Annotated in this window: 16 protein-coding genes; 3 read left to right on the forward strand and 13 right to left on the reverse strand. The window is 47.7% G+C overall.

Going from position 1 to position 20,473, the window contains the following annotated elements; translation table 11 throughout:
• Positions 1 to 156: 156 nt before the first annotated feature.
• The 5 genes from DIJ65_RS09125 to DIJ65_RS09145 form a co-directional block, all read right to left on the reverse strand.
• On the reverse strand, positions 157 to 459 hold the full coding sequence (locus tag DIJ65_RS09125) for a DUF3817 domain-containing protein (protein WP_260678695.1): 303 nt from the start codon (positions 457 to 459) through the stop codon (positions 157 to 159).
• 166 nt (positions 460 to 625) lie between these two features.
• Positions 626 to 1,819, reverse strand: a complete 1,194-nt coding sequence (locus DIJ65_RS09130) for a class I SAM-dependent rRNA methyltransferase (RefSeq protein WP_117301294.1) — start codon at positions 1,817 to 1,819, stop codon at positions 626 to 628.
• A gap of 180 nt (positions 1,820 to 1,999) precedes the next feature.
• On the reverse strand, positions 2,000 to 2,356 hold the full coding sequence (locus DIJ65_RS09135) for a SpoIIAA family protein (RefSeq protein ID WP_117301295.1): 357 nt from the start codon (positions 2,354 to 2,356) through the stop codon (positions 2,000 to 2,002).
• Between the two features lie 160 nt (positions 2,357 to 2,516).
• Positions 2,517 to 3,887 (reverse strand): branched-chain amino acid transport system II carrier protein, encoded by a 1,371-nt coding sequence (gene brnQ, locus DIJ65_RS09140; RefSeq protein ID WP_117301297.1) that lies wholly within the window; start codon positions 3,885 to 3,887, stop codon positions 2,517 to 2,519.
• Positions 3,888 to 4,140: 253 nt separating this feature from the next.
• Entirely contained in the window at positions 4,141 to 4,839 is a 699-nt protein-coding gene (locus DIJ65_RS09145; RefSeq protein WP_117301298.1) for an AIM24 family protein, read from the reverse strand.
• A gap of 188 nt (positions 4,840 to 5,027) precedes the next feature.
• Between DIJ65_RS09145 and DIJ65_RS09150 the strand changes: the two genes are divergently transcribed.
• From DIJ65_RS09150 to DIJ65_RS09160, 3 genes are all read left to right on the forward strand, one after another.
• Positions 5,028 to 5,402 carry a CidA/LrgA family protein gene (locus tag DIJ65_RS09150; RefSeq protein WP_117301300.1) on the forward strand — a complete coding sequence of 125 codons (375 nt, stop codon included), beginning with the start codon at positions 5,028 to 5,030 and terminating at the stop codon, positions 5,400 to 5,402.
• Complete coding sequence (locus DIJ65_RS09155) at positions 5,402 to 6,094, forward strand: LrgB family protein (protein ID WP_117301302.1); 693 nt, start codon at positions 5,402 to 5,404, stop codon at positions 6,092 to 6,094. Before DIJ65_RS09150 ends, DIJ65_RS09155 begins: the two co-directional genes overlap by 1 nt.
• A 106-nt stretch (positions 6,095 to 6,200) precedes the next feature.
• A complete protein-coding gene (locus DIJ65_RS09160; protein WP_117301303.1) occupies positions 6,201 to 6,854 on the forward strand; it encodes a GntR family transcriptional regulator in 654 nt (217 codons plus the stop codon).
• 65 nt (positions 6,855 to 6,919) lie between these two features.
• On the opposite strand, the gene brnQ (DIJ65_RS09165) is transcribed toward DIJ65_RS09160, so the two are convergent.
• The 8 genes from brnQ (DIJ65_RS09165) to DIJ65_RS09200 all read right to left on the reverse strand — a co-directional run bounded on the left by brnQ (DIJ65_RS09165) (position 6,920) and on the right by DIJ65_RS09200 (position 20,245).
• Positions 6,920 to 8,284: a branched-chain amino acid transport system II carrier protein gene (gene brnQ, locus DIJ65_RS09165; protein WP_117301305.1), complete on the reverse strand. Its 1,365-nt coding sequence runs from the start codon at positions 8,282 to 8,284 to the stop codon at positions 6,920 to 6,922.
• Between the two features lie 340 nt (positions 8,285 to 8,624).
• Positions 8,625 to 10,226, reverse strand: coding sequence for an ABC transporter permease (locus tag DIJ65_RS09170; protein WP_117301306.1), 1,602 nt, complete (start codon positions 10,224 to 10,226; stop codon positions 8,625 to 8,627).
• Entirely contained in the window at positions 10,226 to 11,125 is a 900-nt protein-coding gene (locus DIJ65_RS09175; RefSeq protein WP_117301308.1) for an ABC transporter ATP-binding protein, read from the reverse strand. Before DIJ65_RS09175 ends, DIJ65_RS09170 begins: the two co-directional genes overlap by 1 nt.
• Complete coding sequence (locus DIJ65_RS09180; RefSeq protein ID WP_117301309.1) at positions 11,122 to 11,760, reverse strand: TetR/AcrR family transcriptional regulator; 639 nt, start codon at positions 11,758 to 11,760, stop codon at positions 11,122 to 11,124. Before DIJ65_RS09180 ends, DIJ65_RS09175 begins: the two co-directional genes overlap by 4 nt.
• A 446-nt stretch (positions 11,761 to 12,206) precedes the next feature.
• Complete coding sequence (locus DIJ65_RS09185) at positions 12,207 to 13,442, reverse strand: TIGR02679 family protein (RefSeq protein ID WP_142836494.1); 1,236 nt, start codon at positions 13,440 to 13,442, stop codon at positions 12,207 to 12,209.
• Between the two features lie 56 nt (positions 13,443 to 13,498).
• Positions 13,499 to 17,614: a TIGR02680 family protein gene (locus DIJ65_RS09190; RefSeq protein ID WP_117301313.1), complete on the reverse strand. Its 4,116-nt coding sequence runs from the start codon at positions 17,612 to 17,614 to the stop codon at positions 13,499 to 13,501.
• Positions 17,604 to 18,776 (reverse strand): TIGR02678 family protein, encoded by a 1,173-nt coding sequence (locus tag DIJ65_RS09195; RefSeq protein ID WP_071152232.1) that lies wholly within the window; start codon positions 18,774 to 18,776, stop codon positions 17,604 to 17,606. Before DIJ65_RS09195 ends, DIJ65_RS09190 begins: the two co-directional genes overlap by 11 nt.
• Positions 18,773 to 20,245 carry a TIGR02677 family protein gene (locus DIJ65_RS09200; protein ID WP_071152231.1) on the reverse strand — a complete coding sequence of 491 codons (1,473 nt, stop codon included), beginning with the start codon at positions 20,243 to 20,245 and terminating at the stop codon, positions 18,773 to 18,775. The genes DIJ65_RS09195 and DIJ65_RS09200 overlap by 4 nt, the downstream gene beginning before the upstream one ends.
• Positions 20,246 to 20,473 lie beyond the last annotated feature (228 nt).

A 20,473-nucleotide genomic window follows, 5' to 3' on the forward strand; every position in this document is an offset into this window, starting at 1 on the left:
TTGCCGCCCGCTTCCTTCAGATTCCACGTCGCCGTGGACACCCTTGCGCTTGGCTAACTGTTACTTCTGCCTTCACAGTTCGGGACTCGCACCCTATAGATTACGCCCATGCCGGGCACACCAAAAAGACACCCGGGGACTTGCTCCCCGCGTGTCTTAAGCTGCTTTCAGTTGTTTCCAGTTTTCGAGCCTTCTGTCCAAAACAAAATTGCCGAACGGGATAAATGCCACCGCGATAGCACCGATGGCAAAACGGAACGGCCATCGTACGGCGAAAGTGGCGTAGATCGTCATCAGCACATAAACCGTAAACAAGCCGCCATGAACGGCGCCTACGACACTGACCGCTTCCGGCATGCCAAACAAATATTTCAGCGGCATCGCAATAAACAAAAGAAGCAACAACGATCCGCCTTCAACTATACCCATAAAACGAAATTGACCTAACGCATTTTTCAAACTCTTCTACTCCTCACTCATTCTATCCATCATTATAGAAGAGGAGCTCCCACCACTACAAGCGGATTACGGGAAAAGCAGCGAAAAAAGTGGGCCATCCTCAAACTTCCGTCACATCTTCTCTCCTGTTACGGCAGAGTTTCATTGCAACTTGGTTATGCCAGCATCAATTCAGCTTCACAAACAGGACTTTCAAATAATTGCCTTCTGAAAATTTCGGATCCACCCGAAAATCCGGCGGCAGGGAATATTCTTCGACGATCGTGTACTTCCTCCCCAGGTCCTTGAATGCCCGGCCAATAAACCCTTTGAACTTTTTCATGCCGAATGAAGCGCTGTTGGTTGAAGCCACAATGACGCCGCGATCTTCTGTAATGGCAATCGCTTCTTTCATCAGGTTTGTGTAATCCTTCGACGTGCTGAACGTATATTTTTTTGAACGCGCAAAGCTGGGCGGGTCAAGAATCACAATATCGAACTTCAATTCCTTGCGCTTGGCATATTTGAAGTAATTGAAAACATCCATGACAAGGATGTCCTGGCTTTCATAATCGATCCCATTGACACTGAACTGTTCAATCGTTTTGGCATTGCTTCTCTTTGCCAAATCGACACTTGTGGTCTTGGCTGCTCCGCCGATGGCCGCGGCAACGGAAAAAGCGCCGGTATAGGAAAAAGTATTTAAAACCGTTTTTCCTTCAGCATACTTCTCTTTGATGGCCTGACGGACTTCCCGCTGATCGAGGAATATCCCGGTCATCGCCCCATCATTCAAATAGATGGCGAAATTGACGCCATTTTCTTTGACGATCAATGGAAACTCCCCGCGCTCCCCCGCTACAAAATCGTCGTCTTCAATGTACTGCCCTTTTGTATCAAAGCGTTTTTTCTCATAAATCCCTTTGAAATCGGCCACGTTGTGCAGTGCTGCGACAAGCTGTTCCTTGAACGAATAGACGCCTTCGCTGTACCAGCTTACCAAGAAATACTCATCGTAATAATCGATGATCACACCGCCAAACCCGTCCCCTTCCCCATTGAACAACCGGAACGCATTTGTATCCGGATCGTTGAAGAAGTCGCGGCGGCGACGCAATGCGTCAATCAGCTTCCGCTCGATAAATGCCTGGTCAACCTCTTCTTCTGCCTTTCGGGTCAATACCCATCCGACGCCTTTGTTCTGGTTGCCGTAATAGCCTTTTGCCACAAATCGCCCCTGTTTGTCTGTCAGCTTCAGAATCGTGCCTTCTTCTTTCAAAGAGTCGATGTCCTCAAGCGAATCTTTTGTGATCAGGGGATATCCTCCGGCAATCTCAACTTTCGATTTATCGTTCAACTTAATCGTCAATTCCTTTTTCATAAAACCTCATCCTATCTGCATAAACCCATTTATCATATAATAAGTGTAATACAAAGCCTCTCCCAATACACTTATTTCTACGGAAAAACAGGCGGGGAGGGAAGACTGTGATTTCAAGCACTGAATTCTGAACAACAAAAAAAGACGTTTTGCACTTTCTCTGTGCGAAACGTCTTTTGCTTATTCTCCAATCCATTCCCAGGCTGCTTCCATCTGATCGATATCGAAATGCTTCGTTTTGATGGAAGGCAGTAAATCACTGGCTTCAACCATTTTTTCAACTGCTTTGTCATCACTGATTACGGCCAGCTTATTGTATTGGCTCCAACGCTTGACATCAATTTTCAGCTCTTCGACCAATGCTTTGAAAGATGCACTTTCAAAATGATAGAGGATGGCATAAAGATTGAACTCCCCTTTTTCCGAAAACTTTTCTTGTATAACTTTATCGAGTTTCAATAAGTCATCTTCTGTTACGTGTCCTTCGATTTCCACTGCAATTGTCTCCATGTTTTTGCTCGGCACTAAAGTCAGCATTTTCCTGCCCCTCCCTGAATGTTATCGTATTATTCTATTCCCTATTCTCAGGCCGTCAAACTGACAGTTGTTTTCCAAATTCTACGGAGTTTCTGCACGCAATAAAAAAATGCTTTGAAACCCAAAGGGATCAAAGCATTTTTCAAGCTTGGCAATTTGTTCAATCCTGTTGATCAGCCGATACTACCCCTTCACCGCCGCTGAAGCGGGCGATGATTCCGGTAATGAGGATAGTGATTATTGCCGGCAACAGCCAGCCGAGACCTTCACTGTACAAAGGAAGAACCGCATCGTAAAAGTCGATGACCGCCTGCAGCCAACCAGGGTTTTCAAGGTTGAGGGAAGCTGTCAGCGTCTTCATCCCATCGATAATGGCGATAAAAAAAGTGACGAAGATTGCAGCCGCGTAAACAAGGCGGCGGTGCTTAAACAATGGAGACAGGAACGCGAGCATGATGAGCACAATTGCCAGAGGATACAGGAACAGCAGAACGGGAATTGAAAAGGCAATGATGTTCGCCAGCCCGGCATTCGTAACAACCAATGAAAAGACGGAGAAAATCACGACATAGATTTTGTAATTGATCATCGGCGTCAATTTGTTGAAGAAGCCTGCATTCGCCACAATCAGGCCGACTGCAGTCGTCAGGCAGGCCAATGTGATGATAACTGCCAGCAACAACATGCCGAACGTGCCAAAATAATGGGAGGAAGCGCCGCTCAAAACCGGTCCGCCGGTATCCAGCAGACCAAGCGTAGATGTGCTGGTAGCACCAAGATAAGCAATGCCTGTATAGACAATCGCCAAAAGGGCCGCAGCAATCACGGCACTTTTCAAGGTTGCAGCCAGGACACCTTTTGCCGACTGCACCCCCAACTTGCGAACTGAGGCGATGACAATTATCCCGAAGACCAGAGATGCCAAGGCATCCATCGTGTTATAACCTTCAAGAAATCCTGTCATAAAAGGATTGTTCACGTAATCGCCCTGTGGGGCACCAATTGCGCCCATCGGCATCACAGCAGCTGCCACCAGCAATACCGCCAGGGTCACGAGAATGGCCGGGGAAAGGAATTTCCCAATTTTATTGACGATTTCCAAAGGGTTTAACGATAACGACAGGGCAATGGCAAAAAAGATGATGGAAAAAACGAGCAAGATCATCGATTCAGAACTGCCGGCTGTGAACGGGGCAATGCCAATTTCATACGCGACTGCGGCTGTCCGCGGCAATGCAAAAAACGGTCCGATCGTTAAATACAGCAGAGCAGTGAAGACCAGGCCGTAAACCGGGTGGACCCTGCTCGAAAGATCACGCAAATCGTTACTTTTAGAAAAGCCGAGGGCCAATATTCCGAGCAACGGCAGGCCGACACCGGTAATCAGGAATCCGATGATGGCAATGCCGACGTCCGTCCCGGCGTATTGTCCCAATTGTGCAGGAAAAATAAGGTTTCCGGCACCAAAGAATAGAGCAAACAGCATCATGCCGATAATAAGGTAAGATTTAAAATTCAGATTTGTATCCATCCGGGTTCCTCCTGAGGACGTAATGCATGTGGATTGAACCTTTCATAACATTAGATGATTCGATGCGTTACATTAGCCATCTTACAATATACAAGGCAAAAAGCAACTGATGAAACCAGTATCTTTCAAAGAATCTGTCTTTTTTCCCTGGATTCCATACCATACTTTGCAGAATATTCTTCCCATGTAAAAAGCTGGAGAAATGAATGCTTTTTCTCCAGCTTCCTGCCATTAGATTAAACCTGAAGCCGGCTCAGCTGGAGCCGTTGCCCGCCGTATAGACTTCTTCAAACGGCTGCACGATGACAAACCCGTCACCCTGGAATTCCATTTGGATCGACTCCCCGCTGCCGCGACCGATAAACGTGCGGAAGCTGACGTCCGTCCGAAATTCCGGTGTCAGATTGCCCGACCAGGCGACTGTCGCATTCGGATCGGTGATAACCGGCTGACCGGCTTTGACCAACAGGGTCAGCGGCTCGTAATGCGACGTAATGGCAACCCGCCCCTTGCCTTTCAGCGTGACGTTGAACAAACCGCCGGCCATCATGCCCGCCACTTTCCGCATCAATTTGGTCTCCCATTCGATGCCGGGTTCGAAGGCGAGCAGGTCGTTGCCGTTCACCGTAATCGTCTCGTTATTCAATTCAAAAATCGTAATTTTCTTACCCTGATCAGCGAGGTACAGGCGTCCCCGTCCGTCGGCTTTCATCAACGAAGTGCCTTCACCTGTCAACGCTTTTTTGAACATCGTACCGAGACCGTGTTCCAAAACCCCTTCCCGGGCAAACTTGAGCTGGCCCGTATAAGAAATCATCGATCCGGCTTTTGCCCATACCAACCCATCAAGATTCACTTCCAGAATCCGTTCCGTCTCAAGTTCGAAATAATCATTTTCACGTTCGTCCTGTCTGGTTTTTTCAATGAATTCCCTGATTGTATAATTGCTCATGTCCATTCCTCCATTCTTTTCTATTCTATCTCTACGGACCAAGGAATGAAGAAGTTTCAACCATTTGATTGATCTTCTCTCTCTGTTGACCGTTTTTTCGCTTTTCGATTGAAATACTGTAGAATAGCTTATTATGGAAAACTGCTCAGGTTCTTTTCAATTCTGTAAGGAAAGGCGGCATTGGCGCTATGAAAATCTTACTTTTCGTTCTGCAATTCATTTTTATATACGGCTTCTTTCTGCTCGGGCAATTAATGCGCGAGCTTTTTAATATTCCCCTTCCCGCCAGCATCATCGGATTTCTGCTCATGTTCAGCGCGTTATCGCTGAAGCTGTTTCCACTGCGCTTTGTGGAATCCGGCGCAACTTTGCTGCTGTCTTTTTTGCCTTTGTTCTTTATTCCCGCCACTGTCGGGGTAATCGAATACATATCTACATTTGCCGGCAAAGGGGCATTCCTGATTGTCATCCTGATTTTCAGTACCTTGCTTACGATGGCCGCTTCGGGCTGGACCAGCCAATACCTCGCCCGCAAAACTGAAAAAGAACAGGGGGTCGAATGATGGAAACCTTGTCAGTTGCCTTTTTTTTCATCGCCTTGACATTTGCCGCCTATTTTCTGCTGAACCTTATTTACATCAAGTTCCATTATTCATTTTTAATGCCTGCCTTGACCGCCACTTTCATCATTGTGCTGTTCTTATTGGCCACCGGCATCTCTTACGATACCTATATGATCGGCGGCGAGTGGATTGACCGGCTGCTGGGACCGGCAGTCGTTTCTTTGGCAATTCCTTTGTATAAACAGCGGAAACTTGTACTTGATAATGTGGTTCCGGTGCTGGCAGGCATCTTTGTGGGAGTTGTCACCGGGATGTCCACCGGCATCGCTCTGGCAAAGGCATTCGACTTCTCCCATCTTCTGATTCTGTCCGTGCTGCCGAAATCGATTACTACACCCGTTGCAATGGAAGTCTCCGAACAGCTGGGTGGAATCCCTTCCCTTGCGGCAGTGTTCGTGATGATTGCAGGATTCACCGGCATTATCCTCGGTCCGGCTTTTCTCAGATTGCTCCGCATCGAGAGTGCAATCGGCATCGGAATGGGCTTAGGGGCATCGGCTCACGGCATCGGAACAGCCAAAGCTCTGGAATACGGTCCGCAGGAAGCCTCCATCAGTTCTGTGGCCATGTCGTTGAGCGCTGTGTTCGGGTCGTTTCTCGCCCCTGTCTTTGTGTGGATTTTCTTTTTATAACTATTTCGGATCCCTACAGAGATATACTGCATATTGCTGCTGCCATTTCCGCTTAATTGGCGTATAATGGAATAATATCAATCGTTTCAGAGAGGATAGATTTATTATGCCGGTTCCAACTAACCATTCAAAACCTGTTCGCAGGAGTGCAAAAGAAAATGCATACTTCCAACTTGAACAATGGATCATTGACGGCACCCTGCAGCCAGGGGAAAAACTGACGGATATTGAACTGGCCCAGGCTCTTAACTTGAGCAGAACCCCCATTCGCGAGGCGCTTCAACTGCTGGAGGTGGTCGGTTTTGTGAAAATGTATCCAGGAAAAGCCACCACGGTCACGGAAGTCTTCAAAGAAGACATCAAGGATTTGCTGCCCGCGCTTGCTGTTTTGCAGGCTTTGGCCGGAGAACTCGCCGTGCCGAATATCACTGAAGAACAAATCAGCCGCCTGGAGGAAACGAATTTTCGTTTTGCTCAGGCGATTAAAGAAAAAGACAGTTTCAATGCGCTCAAAATTGACGAAGAGTTCCATCGAATCATTATCGAAGCGGCTCAGAATCCTTATATCACTACCATGCTGAGTCGCCTGCAATCCCATGTCAGAAGGCAATTTTTCCATCACTCGCTTGAACTGACGGAAGTTTCCTGGAAAGAGCATGAAGAGATCATTCAGGCATTCAAGGAAAAAGATGCCGAACGCCTGATTTCTCTGTCAAAAAACAATTGGATCCGTTCCATTGAAGAAATGAATGCAAAATAACAAATCACCAATAAAAAAGCTGTTCGGAAGCAGACGCTTCCGAACAGCTTTTTCTTTTCTTTTCATCAGTTTCTCACAGCTTCAACATCTGCCCCTTTTCTGCTTGGGACGAGAAGACCTGTGACCACAATTGTCAGCACAGCCGGCAACAGCCAGCCAAGTCCTTCATTGTACAGCGGCAAGACTGTTCCGTAGAAATCGATAATTGTTTGAAGCCAGCCGGGATTTTCCACACCAAGTGTTCCGGTGAGTGTTTTGAACCCGTCGATGATTGCGATAAAGAACGTAACAGTTATCGTTGCCACGTAAACGGGACGTGCATGGTGGAACAATGACGATGTGAACGCCAGAAGAATCAGGACGATGGCCAAAGGATACAGGAACATCAATACCGGAATGGAATACGTAATGATATTGGAAAGACCTGCATTTGCAACGATCAATGAAAAAACAGAGAAAATGACGACGTAAATTTTATAACTGACTTTAGGGGTAAGTTTATGGAAGAACTCCGAATTGGCTACAATCAACCCGATTGCAGTGGTCAGGCAGGCAAGCGTGATGATGACCGCAATCAACAATGTGCCGAACGTTCCGAAGTAATGGGCGGAAGCGCCGCTCAGCACCGGTCCGCCTGTTTCCAGCAGACCCAGGGTGCCGCTGCTCGTCGCACCCAGGAAAGCGATGCCCGCATAGACCGCGGCCAATAGCCCAGCTGCTACAAGCCCGCTTTTCAACGTCGCCGCAAGCACACCTTTCGGGGATTTTACTCCCATTTTATGAATCGCAGCTATGACAATAATCCCGAATACCAATGACGCCAGCGCATCCATTGTGTTATAGCCTTCCAGGAAGCCTGTCATAAAGGCGTTATCGAGATAACCTCCCTGTGGTGCACCGGCTTGGCCCATCGGCGTGATGAAAGCTGCTGCCAATAACACAGCCAACGTGACCAAAATTGCCGGGGACAGGAATTTCCCGATACTGTCGACAATTTTAGAAGGATTCAATGATATTACCAAAGCGATGGCAAAAAAGACGATGGAGAACACCAACAAGACGGCAGCGGCAGAACTCTCACCGACAAACGGAGCGATTCCCACTTCGTACGCAACAGCGCCCGTTCTTGGAAGAGCAAAAAACGGTCCGATCGTCAAGTACAGCAACGAAGTGAAAAGAACACCGTACAGAGGATGCACCCGGCTCGAAAGATCCTGAAGGTCTTCACTTCTCGAATAGCCGATTGCCACAATTCCCAGAAGCGGCAATCCCACACCTGTTATCAAAAATCCGATTATTGCAATCGCTACTTCTGTTCCTGCGTATTGGCCGAGTTGCGCCGGAAAAATCAAATTGCCTGCCCCGAAAAATAATGCGAATAACATCATTCCGACAACTGCGTACGACTTAAATGATAATTTGCTGTCCATCGATTTTCCTCCTTTTAACCTTTTCTGATTTTCTTTTATGGGGTCGCATATATATTATTCAAATATATTAATGAGACTCGAAATATTTTTTGCGATATATTGCATAATGTAATAATACAACTTATTCTCGAAAAATCAACCGCTATTCCTATAAATACTTTGACAATTTTCCATTCCAATATAAAAGGTAAAAAAATCGCCTCAATGTGTAATTTTTTTGAAATAATATCAAAATAAAAAAACTGCCGAAAGAGCAATGCGCTCGTTCGACAGTTCGTGGTCCGGAAAAACCTCTTGAAGACCACACAAAGTGAAGGGACTTAAACCTCTCTTGTCCCTATCAACCAATATCCCTTCTATTATATCCCACAAATCCGGCGGCCACTCCAACCACAGCGATTAATGTCAGCATTGCTGCTTGAAGCAAATCGAATTGTTCGATCGGCAAACCCGAAATATAACCGAAGGGCGTCAATCTTTCCACCCATTCCGCCAATTGGAACAGGTTGCCGAGGTAAATGACAAAAAAGGAAAAGCTTAAATACAACCAGATAACACCGGTGAACTTCGGCAGCCAGCCGAGGAGCAGCACGGTCAGGCCAATCATTGCCCAAACAGCAGGCAAATAAGCCATTGCCGCCTCGTAGACCATGCCAACATCCACCCCTCCTTCCATTACTGCATTTGCGGTTGTGCCCAAACCCAGTCCGGCCAGGGAAAGCATCACGAAACTGGCGATCAGGGCAATCAGCAGGTAACTGCCGAGCAAGCGATTTTTTGAAACCGCCCGCCCCAAAACATGCTCGGTCCGGCCATTTTTTTCTTCACCCTTCAGCTTCAGAATGGCCATGAGCACCGGAATTGTAGCGATGATCGCCATGACCGACATCAGTGTCGGAATAAATTGTTCGACAAGTGAGAACCCTTCCACCGGAACCAGCAATTCCTGCATAATATCCACATCTGCAAAGAAGGACTCCATGTCCCCCATCACCGAACCGTAGGAAACACCGAGCACATACATGGCGACGGCCCAAGCGATCAGCCCTGTCCGCTGCAACCGGAAAGCGAGCCCCAAAGGACCCTGCAGAAGGGGCGAAGCGTGAATTCTGCCGGCTCTGGCCGGCAGAAAGCCCGCCCCCAAATCCCGTATGGCATTCAGATACATTGCCAGTGCACCGAACAGGATGGCGGCACCCACCGTCAGCAGCACCGGCCACCAAATATTATTGACATAAACTTCCGACCGTAAAATCCAGCCCAACGGCGATAACCAGGAAATGGCCTCATTGCCGACATCGCCGATTGCCCGCACAATATAAGCTGCCAGCAAAAAACCGATCGACAGTCCGACGGCACTTCGGGCATTATGGGAAAGCTGCGCAAAGACAGCGGTCAAAGAAGCAAAGATCATGCCCGTCGCCCCCAGCACTGCACCATACAGGAACGAACCCTCCAGATCCATACTGTCAATATTCAATGCATACAAGCTGGCTCCAGTTACGACAGCCAGAACGATATTGACCAAAAACAGCATGGCCAACGTGGCGGTGACATTGGCAAGCCGCCCAACCGGCAGTGACCGCACCATTTCGATGCGCCCTTCCTCTTCATCAGTCCGGGTATGGCGGATTACCAGCAGCACGCTCATCAAGCCAACGACGACGGCGGTCATAAGCAGCATCTGATGGGCCAGCATCGCTCCCATTGTGTAATTCGCCACTCCATACCCTGGGCCGACCATTGCCGTCATGGCGGGGTTTTCCATCGTCGCTGCGATGGCCTGACGTTCCTGCGCATTTTCATAGAGACCTGCCAGCGCCACCCCGATAACAACTGTCGCAAACACAAAACTGAAGATCCAGACCGGCATCCGAATCCGGTCCCGCCGCAGGATAAAGCGGCTTAATTTTCCCGTGCCCGCGAATAAATGTTTATCCATTACAACGCGCCTCCCGTTCCTGTCCCTTCATAATGGCGCATGAACAATTCCTCCAGTGTCGGCGGCGCGCTCTCCATCCGGATGATGCCGAACCGGCTGACGTAACGCACCACATTATCGAGTTCTTCCTGCTCCACTTGGAAAGACAAGGCGCCATCTTTTTGCTCAATGCCCCGAACGCCAGGGACTTCCCCCAATTGCGGCATCGGTTCTTTTGTTTCCACCAGCAGCATCGTGCCGGTCAAATGTCGGAGTTCTTTCAATGTACCGGTTTCAATAATTTTCCCCTGGCGAATAATCGCCACCTTGTCACAAAGCTGTTCGACTTCGGACAGGATGTGGCTCGACAGCAGGATGCTTTTCCCTTGCGCCTTCGCTTCTTTGACATATTCCTGAAAAACCCGTTCCATCAGAGGATCAAGACCGGAAGTCGGCTCATCGAGAATGTACAGGTCGGCATCCGATGAAAGGGCTGCTATCAGTGCAACTTTTTGCCGGTTCCCTTTTGAATAGGTGCGGCATTTTTTGCTTGGGTCCAAATCAAATCTGCGAATCAGTTCTTCACGGCGTGATGCATTGTTGCCGTCCCGGAGTTTGATGAATAAATCGATGACTTCCCCTCCAGTCAGGTTGGGCCATAGATTGACGTCGCCCGGTACATAAGCGACCCGCTTGTGAATATCAACCGCATCTTTCCAGACATCCTTGCCGAAAATCGTCGCTTGCCCTTCCGTAGCCTTCAGGATTCCGAGCAATACACGAATGGTCGTCGACTTCCCAGCACCGTTCGGGCCGATAAATCCATAGACTTCCCCTTTGCCCACTTCGATATCCACGCCATCAAGCGCCGCAAAATCCCCGAATTTTTTTGTTAAGCCTGTCGTTTTAAGAATAGTCATCGATTCCGCTCCCCTTTCTTATAGAAACTTTTCTTTAAAATCTCCAGATATTCGTAAAATTCCTCCCAATACGGATCAAAATCAATCGACACCATGCTTTGTCCCTGCAACTTGTGCAGGATTTCGTTCTGATAGCCTTCAATCGACCAGCGAATCAGCTTAAATGCTTTTTGCACGTCAACATCATCACGGAAAAGCGATAAATCCACATCTTCATAAATCATTGCATTCCCTGTCTTTTGCATAGCTTCGTATTTTTCCTGTATATGCGGAGCCAGCTTAAAGTCCGCCGTCAGCATAAAAGTCCCCAGGAAATTAAACACATTTTTGTTTTCCCTTTGCGCCTCAAACTTCACTTGCGATGTATGTTTTAAACGTTCGATAAAATCCGTTTCCGTCATATTGATCCGGGAAAAGTATTTCTCTACGACAAAATCGAGGCTGTATTCTGCCAGAAACTCATATAGATCCTTTTTGCTTCCAAAATAATAAAACAGCATTCCCTTGCCGATGCCAGCTTCTTTGACAATCCGATTTGTCGACGCCTTTTCATACCCATGCTCCGCAAATTCCATCAATGCCGCATCCAATATTTTCTGCTGTTTCTCTTCATCGAGGCCTTTGAATTTCTCCATTTCGGGTCTTCCCCTCCTCTTTAGACCACTATGGTCGATTCCATTATAATCCTGTCGACCGGGGTGGTCAACAGTAATTAACAGAAAATAACGAAATATTTATAGGCAGCAGAAAAACTGTGTTCACGCTCTGGAATCAACGCCAGCCGACTTGAAGATTTGGGCTTATGCCCAACTTTGGGTCGAATATGCCCAACTTTAATTGAAATATGCCCAACTCCAGTCGGAATATGCCCAACTTAGCTAACGGGTCACAAATAGAGGAAACGCGCCGGCTCCTCCTTAGCGTATTTTTGTTTACTCCCAACTCTGGTCGAAATACTCCCAACTTTGTCCTGTTTATTCCCAACTTCACCTGAAATACTCCCAACTTTCCCCGATTTATTCCCAACTCGTCTAAAACAGGAAAAGCCGTCTCCAGAAATTCCGGAGACAGCTTTTAAAATTCATTTTAAATTACTCTTCATATATCCTGATAAATCTCCCGCCATTTTCTCAAGCAACGCTTCCTGATAACCCGCTTTTCCGACACGGTTCATTTCTTCGATTAACTCCACAACGATCGGATGGCTGATATTATTTAATTTCCCCAGACGCTCCCCCAGTTCCACCGAAGACACTGACTCAGCGTACGAGTTTGCATTCATCCGCCAAAGCTGTACATTTTCCGGATGACGCTCCAATAACCGGACTGCCATCGCTACACCTTCGGGATCAAAATCGCCGGCATAATTAATTTGGCAGCCAGACGCCGCAAGAAAATCAATCAGTCTGAGACCCGCCAGTTTAAACTGCCCGTGCGTACAGATCAGCGGGGCATGCGGTGCCAGATCAAGTAGCGAAGAAAAGACTCCCGAATTTTCGACAATATAAACTTGAGATCCGGCAACTGGCACCACCTTATTAATCTTCAAAAGTTCGCGCAGAGGCATATTGACAGCAACGCCGGTTTCAACGGCTGCCTGCCAGACTGGATGTACAGCGTCGTTCTGTTCCCCGAGCAGATTGGAGAACGACACAAAATTTGTAATGTCATCACGCAAAATCCGAAAATTCAGCAGCAATTCATTGATCGCTTCAGTCTGTGTCGGCACAGCGCCTGTTTCCGTCAACTTGAAGTGCAGAAAGTGGATGAGCAGCTTGCCGTTCATCGTCGATAAATCGAACGTATGGGGATCTCCTGTAATCCGCTGGCTGAAAAACGGCAGCCGCTCGTAAACTTCAGGCAGATTTTCATTCACTTTCGCCAAATGTCGTACTGCCGGCCTGAAGTCATCTGTCAAAAGCATACGAACGATCCAATAGGAATCGTTGTTTCTTTTGCCAAGATAGCTCAGATAGTCGGACAGTAACGGATATTCTGCTGTAAAAACCGACAGCGCCTCTTCTTCCTGCTCACGTTTCTCATCTTTAACTGATTTTTTTGAACGGATCGGTTCGCCGAAATAAGTTTCCAGCAGTTCATGGAGGCCGACACCTTCAAACTTCGTCTTTTGCAGCTGCTTTTCAAACGAAGCCAGTGACAAGCTACTTTTCTTTTTCAGCGCGCTCACAGATGTACCATAGAATAACGCAATCGGTTCAAGTTCTTTCTCAGTAAGAGCTTCTAGTTTTACTTTGCCGCCAATTCTTCCGAACGATTCAATTTTCTTCCGGAACATAGTAAATAATTTTTTATACACTTTTTCTCCCGAAAAATATTCGGCTGCCTGCTGTACTAAATTGCTGCGTTCATCTCTCACTCAGCCATCACACTTTCCGTGTCGCCTTCTGATACTTCATTCAGCGACTTGCCATCCCATTTATAACGAATCACCGTCACAAAATCCGCATTTTTCGGCCGCACCAATTCACATACCGCCAGTGAACTGACTGTTTCGTAATCGCCCCATAGCACCTGCGAATTCATCATATAATCAAACCCGAGCTGCTCGATGATCTCGAACATCTCTTTGATATTATTTTCATCGACTCCGGCAAAGGCCTCATCAAGCGAAATGATGTAAGGCGCAGTATCCGCCGCTTCCTGATAGCGCGAATAGCAGGCAGTGAACAATGGAATGTACATCGCCATCGCTTTTTCTCCGCCGCTGAAGGTGAAGAATTTATTATTCGTCAGTTCACGGCGTTTTTCGTTTGTACGTTCGTAAAACAGCACAAACGAAAACCATTTGCGGTAATCGAGGACGCTTTTCAGCACTTGCAAAAGTGTCTGGCCTTCCCCTTTTTCTTCCATCCATCTTTTTGCCGCTTCGATTTTGGAACGGAAATGGACGGAGATACGTTCGATATCTTCATCTTTCAGCAGTCGCGCATCCTGCTTCAGCAAACCGACCAGTTCTTTCGTGTCGAGTTCCTGCTCTGAATCCGCCGTGCGCGGCTGCCATTTGATTGAGAACTTTAATCCAGAAGATGAGTCCCGGCTTTCCATGAGCGCTTTCATTTTCTCGGTCCATTTTTCCGCCCGCCCAATGCGGCTACGCAGTTTATTGCCAACCGAGTTATAGAGGATTTCTTTATACAATTCCTCATCCTGCTCGTTTAGCCGGTTTTCCTGGATAAAATGGTCTTCTGCCGTTTCTTTATACAAAGCATAAGGCGTCACCTGAATGCCTCGTTTATCAAAATCGACGATACGGCGGGACGTCTTCGTTTTCCACTGCTCAATGACTGACAGCCATTCATCCGATTCCACTGCTTCCATCCACTCTTCCAACTGTGCTTCAACAGGATAATCGCGCATTCGGTGTTCTGCCAGATCAGTTTGCACTTCATAAAAATCGCGCGTCAGCCTGGCTTCAATCTGGCTCTTTTCTTTCGCAGCATCCGCTTTTAATGCCGTTTCAATTTGTCCAATGCCCGGTGTTTCAGTCGTTTCAAATTCAATAAAACCGCGTTTTACTTCCTGCTGGACAGCTCCTTCCCAGCTGCTGTGCATGTTTTTCCAGAAAGCCAATTGCTCTGCTGATTGCAGTTTCGCCGCAGTCAGCGTTTTTCCGCGTTCCTGACGGGCAGGCAAATCGATGCGATTGTCTCTCAATGCCTCTTCCACTTCTGCAAGTTCAGTCTGCACAGAGCGGATTTGCCTCCGGACATCATCCGCGCCTTCCAAAGCCAGTTGTTCTTCCATTTGCCGGAGATTTTTTTCAGCAACGGCAATCGCATCTTCCAGCACATTCAAATCACCTTTTTGAACATCGATATCCGACATAAGATCTTCCAAAATTTCCTGCTCTTTTTTCATATTATCGCTGACATGGATAAACTTCATATGCATATGGTGCAGTTCATTCAGCTTTTTATCATACTTTCTCAGCTGGTTTAATGCTTCTCTGTAAACAGCGGCTGTGGCACCAAGTCCAAGCAAAGCCGTTTTTTCATGCACTTCCCGCTTGGCGATCTGGTATTTCCTGTCCAGCTCGCTGTAATCTTTCCCCAGTGTTTCGATTTTCCGGTTGTGCAGACCGATCAACCGGCGAGTGTCTTTAATTTCGTCAAAGCTCGTACGCAAATCGGCGTCTTCTGGAAAACTGCGCCACGATTCGGTGGACTGCTCGAGTTCCAATGTCAGCTCCGTTTTTTGTACAGACAATTCCGCAATGCGCTGGTCAATTTCGTAAATATCCCGTTCCAGCTCTGCAATCAGCATCTCCCGGTGGCGTTTGCGCGCTTCTCTTCCGATATAACGGACTTCTTCAACCGGCACGGCATGCCCCGACAAAACACCGAGGCGATAAGTTCCGTCTTCATCCATTCCGATCGGCGCTGAACTGTCTCCCATCAGCACGCTCTGCAGAATTTCTTCCACCCGCTCCACCGGAACAACCGACTGCTTCATGTCAGGCTTCAAATAACCCGCCAGTGTATGTGCCAGCATATTCGGATTTGGCAATAAAACACGGTCATGGGTTACCTTCAAATCACTTTGTGCCACCAGCGCATCAAGCAATCCGGTTTCCGCCAGCGCGCTCTCGATTCGTTTTTGGATTTCGGGAGAAATATCCGGCTGAAATTCAACGACTTCATATAAAGGCGCAAATTCCACGCCTTGGTCCCGCAGCAGCCGACGCGCTTCTGTTGTTGCTGGCTGCCGCTCGGGTTCCGGATCCTGCTGCGCTTTTCTTTCCGCAAGTTTCCCGTTTTTCTTGCTTTTCTCTTCCTGCAGCCTCTTTGTTTCAGCTTCTTTGTCCAGCCGCTCCATTTTCAATCGATTGTCGAAAGCTTCGACATAAACATGAAATTGGTTTTTCACTCTATCGTAAGGATGTGCCTCATACAACTCATCCATTAAACGCGATGCCTGCCCGAACGTTTCTTCTTCAATCCCATACCGGCTGTTGGCCAGTGACCACTCATGAATTTCGCTTATCTTTTTCTGCTTGTCTTCTGACAGTGTTGCCATCCAGGCTTTTTCGCTTTGCCTCGCACTGTCCCGTTCTTTTTCTTCTTCGCCAATTTCTTTCTGCTTTTGCTGCATTTTCTCTTTCAGCAATTCGAATTCCTGAATTTTGGCATGGCCTTCCGATAGCATTTTGTCGTGCGCCGCGGTTTCATTTTTCCAGACATCGAAAAGGAAAGCTTCTGAACGGTGCCGCTCGAAATCACTGGCGTTTTGCGCATGCTGTGAAAAAGCACTCATTTCGCTTTCATATTCCATATCTTCCACATGTTCTGCCAAAACCTTCGACTGCATCGCAATATCATCGGATTTCTCATCAATACCTGCTCTGATCCGCCGTTCTCTTTTCGTCAATTCCGATACACGATCATCGGCACGCTCATACTTGCGCCGATTTTCTTCAGTCGCCTGCTGCAGTTTTTTCCGTTCTTCTTCGAGCGACCAGACCCGGTGTGTCGACAGCCGGTCTTTCGTTTTGCGAAGCGCCCCTTCTGTTTGCTCCCGTTCCTTGATTTCTTTTTCGAGTTTTTCGATTTCGAGCATAGTCTTTTGCAGATCATCAGTCAGGCGCTGCTGCTCTTCCTGCTCTTTTTTGACGCGCGCCCCCGTCTTTTTCAATTCAGTAATCTGGTCGAATAAAATCCGGTGATTATAGGCATCATAGGCTTTCGTCAATTTCTGGAGCGCATTCACTTCGCGGTCGAGCTGCTCAATTTGCTGTTTGGTCTGGTCCATCTGTTCAATCGAATCAGATAAATAACGTAAATCGTCATCCGATAAAGGCGGCAGCGCGTCTTCCAGAATTTCGTAAATCACTGTCGGCTTATAATCCTTGGACAGCTTCGGGCTCCGCAGCTGAATCAGCAGTTTGATGAGATCTTCATACGCTTCCTGCGTCTCGAAACCGAAAATGTGTTTATTGACGAGCATCATATATTCCTGATTGGATTTTACAACTTCCCCGCCATCTCCGATCAAGTTTTCCAGTTCAATGCGGGAACGCGGAATCTTTACTTTTTTACCGCTTTGGTTTTCCATTTTATACAATTCCAGATCATGGCCGATCCGGCGGTTGTCGGTAATGACGAAGCCCCAAGACTTCAAATCTTTCCCGCGTTTCGCCTGCATACCGATCCCGGTTGTGATGTATTCATTCGTATGTTCTTTTTTGTATTCGAGGAACAAATAGCCTGTCCGCTCTTCCCGGTCGGTGATTTCTTTTTCCCCAAGCAGGTAATCTTCCATCCGGCGTGATTTTGAACCGAAAGGATCCAGCCGGTCCGGTGATTTTTTGCCATCCAGCAGAACCGGCAGAAAGCTCTGCATCGTCACGGATTTCCCGGAACCGTTGCTGCCGCGCAGAAGCAGTTTGCCGTTTTCAAAATCGAACGTCTCTTCATCGTAATACCAGAAATTGAGCAGCCCTGCCCGGTTCATTTTCCATTTATCTTTCAAGTTGCTCACTCTTTTCTGTCCCAAAGTCTTTGGGGTAATGGCCAATCATGCGTGCCGCTCCCGGTTTCACAACGACCATGCCGCTGTCCGGTTCTTCTTCTGCAATTTCCCAATCCCGCCAAAGCTCCAGAATTTTCTTCGCCGTTTCTCCGGCCGACTCTTCCCGGTGCTGCTTGCTCCAGCCCCGCCCGTAAATTTCTTTCACTTCTGCAATCAGGCTTTCAAAAGAGGAACGTGGCAGACGGATTGTCCCGAGCTCCGTCACTTCCAGATTTACGTGCTTGCGGATATGCGCCATCGTATGCAACGCTGCGTCACTGATTCCCCGCTGATCCGGCAATAATGTATAGCGCTTTTTCCGTTCTGCCAGTGTAAGAAATGCGGCATTTTTGAAAACTTCCAGTCGAAAAGGCGTATGTTCTTCCAAATCTTCCCGAAGCCGGTTGCGGAAATTTCGGATATATGCGAAATCCGGATCTTCCGCGCTTTCCCGGTGCACCACCGGAGAAAACATCAACTTCCGGTAGACACGTTTGCGCCGGAGATCATCGGAATGCCGCTGCCAGTCACTTTCCAGCAACTCTTCCATGGAATGAAAGCGGTAAAGCTCTTCCGCAAAAGAACGCAGAAAATAACGTCCATAAATCGACACTTCATACAGCACTTCCTCTTCTTCATTTGACTGGAACAGTTCCAGGCTGCCGTCGATCGTTTTGATCAATTTCAACCGCACCACTTCTTTCAATGCCCGGACAAGCGAGCGCCGGTGCTGGTAATTGGTCCAGTCGAGCGGAAATTCCCCTTGGTACATTTCCTGTATACTTTCGACCAAATCCGACAGCAAAAATTGTTCATCGACCGAGCGCTGTTCGGTAAAAGCGAGTGCACTGCAGAAAATGGCGTAATCCATCGGCTCCGAAAACGACTGAATGCCCATCCAAGATTTCGGCTCCACCGGAATTTTTTCGAGTTTAATAAAATGCTGATGAATGATCAAATCAAAGCCGAACTTATCACTGATATAGCGCTTCAGCTTATGTTCCCGTTCACGAATCAATTTATAGGCCTGCGGCTCATCTGCCCGCAGCACCCAAAATTGTTCGAACAAAATAGCCAGCGCTTCTTCCGTCAATTCGTCGAAACGTTCTTCTCGTTCGTTCATGATTTCACCTCTTCTCTGACAAAGCGGAAGCGGACGTTCGGCATTTCAAGCGTGCCGTCCTGCGAACGCAGCTGCACCGTTTCATGCGGGTCCAGTGTAACTTCCACTTTCGTGCCGAATTCAGTCTTGATCGTCCGGTCTTCCCTCATCATTGCTTTGCCGATCCACGACAGCAGCAGTTTCCGGACATGCGGCTCCACGACCGGCAGCTCGTGCAGCAGAATCTCGCTGCCGTTCATGTATTGCTCGACGACCCGTTTTTCATATTGGCGCTGTTCAAGATGAAGGCGTTTCGCTTCTTCTTTCCGGCTCCGCTGGTCGACCATTTCCGTCGCTTTCGTTTTTTCGCCGTACTCGCGCACTTTCGGCAAGGTCTCATGGTCCATCGGCAATTCCTGCCACGTGTCCGTGTAAATATCATCTGTTGGAATATGGTCCGAATGGAAATGGCGCGTATTGAATACACCAAACGCCACTGACGATAATTTATGGGCTTCTTCAATCGAATCCATGCCTGCAAACCATTTCGCCAAATGCAGATAATCCTCTTTGCGGCTCCGGAGCTGCAGATTGCGTTCTCCAAGGCGCTGAACAATCCGCGTAATGCGGCGAATCGCGTCATTGGTTCTTCGCTGCAGCATTTGATACTGGCTGTCGTCTCCGCTTAAGAACCAGTCCCTTACATTGGTCCAGATTGCTTCCAATTCAGTCAGCTCATCTGTTCCGAGCTGTTCAAAGCGGAAGGTCTTTTCCCGATGCCTTGCCACTTTTTCAAAAAAGCGTTTCATTTCCTGCCGTTCCATTGACAATAGGAGCCCCTGGATTTGTGAAGCTGTGCGCTGCAGGGCGATGATGAAATCCCGCAAATAAGTGGTGAACTGATCTTTATAAGCGAGAAATGCTTCGGATTTCATTTGCTCATTAGCATCTTCACTAAGCAGGTAAGCGAAATAATCAGATGTATTCTGCCTGATTTTATTGAAATACGTAATCACATCATCCCAGTGCTGCGCGCAGATTTCATCGCTGTCGTTTCCGGAATCCGCGATATGCTGAAGCGATTGATACAGGCGCTCAAACTGCGTCTTCTCGAGTGACCCGCCGAAAGTGTCGCCTGCCTGCTCGAAATTCACCAGCATCCGTTCAAACTCCACCGTATACGGTGTGCACTGATAGCGGAAACGCCGTCTTTTGTATTCCTCAATCGTGCGGACATTGCCACTTTCCTGCTGAGCCAGGAGATTTCCCCACCTGACGAGCGCATCAAGATCAACATGCAGCTCTTCGACCGAGTAGGAGTGGAAAGAAGCATACCCTTTCAAATGCGCCAAAATTTCTTCCGGAAATAAAAATTCCTTCATGCGCTCGTGCTGTATATAAAAATAGCGCAGAATCGCGCGATACGTTTCACTTTTTTCAGTCGACAGGTAAGTAGCTTCTTTTACGCGTTTAAATTGCCCTTCAATCATTGGAGACGCCTCATTCCCTTACTATTCTTACTCTTATCGTACTGGAAATTCCTTGTGATTTCTATGCCCTAAGGTATTTATAGAGGAAACGCGACAGCTCCTCTTTGGCGTATTTTTGTTTACTCCCAACTCTGGTCGAAATACTCCCAACTTTGTCCTGTTTATTCCCAACTTCACCTGAAATACTCCCAACTTTCCCCGATTTATTCCCAACTCGTCAATTCTCAG

The sequence above is a fragment of the Planococcus salinarum genome (genome assembly GCF_007004625.1).
Lineage (GTDB): Bacteria > Bacillota > Bacilli > Bacillales_A > Planococcaceae > Planococcus > Planococcus salinarum.

Coding starts and splice junctions, on each gene's coding strand:
- DIJ65_RS09195 (WP_071152232.1), bottom strand. CDS start 18,776: ATGAACGAACGAGAAGAACGTTTCGACGAATTGACGGAAGAAGCGCTG.
- DIJ65_RS09155 (WP_117301302.1), top strand. CDS start 5,402: ATGGAAACCTTGTCAGTTGCCTTTTTTTTCATCGCCTTGACATTTGCC.
- DIJ65_RS09170 (WP_117301306.1), bottom strand. CDS start 10,226: ATGGATAAACATTTATTCGCGGGCACGGGAAAATTAAGCCGCTTTATC.
- DIJ65_RS09130 (WP_117301294.1), bottom strand. CDS start 1,819: ATGAAAAAGGAATTGACGATTAAGTTGAACGATAAATCGAAAGTTGAG.
- DIJ65_RS09150 (WP_117301300.1), top strand. CDS start 5,028: ATGAAAATCTTACTTTTCGTTCTGCAATTCATTTTTATATACGGCTTC.
- DIJ65_RS09135 (WP_117301295.1), bottom strand. CDS start 2,356: ATGCTGACTTTAGTGCCGAGCAAAAACATGGAGACAATTGCAGTGGAA.
- brnQ (WP_117301305.1), bottom strand. CDS start 8,284: ATGGACAGCAAATTATCATTTAAGTCGTACGCAGTTGTCGGAATGATG.
- DIJ65_RS09200 (WP_071152231.1), bottom strand. CDS start 20,245: ATGATTGAAGGGCAATTTAAACGCGTAAAAGAAGCTACTTACCTGTCG.
- DIJ65_RS09145 (WP_117301298.1), bottom strand. CDS start 4,839: ATGAGCAATTATACAATCAGGGAATTCATTGAAAAAACCAGACAGGAC.
- DIJ65_RS09180 (WP_117301309.1), bottom strand. CDS start 11,760: ATGGAGAAATTCAAAGGCCTCGATGAAGAGAAACAGCAGAAAATATTG.
- brnQ (WP_117301297.1), bottom strand. CDS start 3,887: ATGGATACAAATCTGAATTTTAAATCTTACCTTATTATCGGCATGATG.
- DIJ65_RS09175 (WP_117301308.1), bottom strand. CDS start 11,125: ATGACTATTCTTAAAACGACAGGCTTAACAAAAAAATTCGGGGATTTT.
- DIJ65_RS09160 (WP_117301303.1), top strand. CDS start 6,201: ATGCCGGTTCCAACTAACCATTCAAAACCTGTTCGCAGGAGTGCAAAA.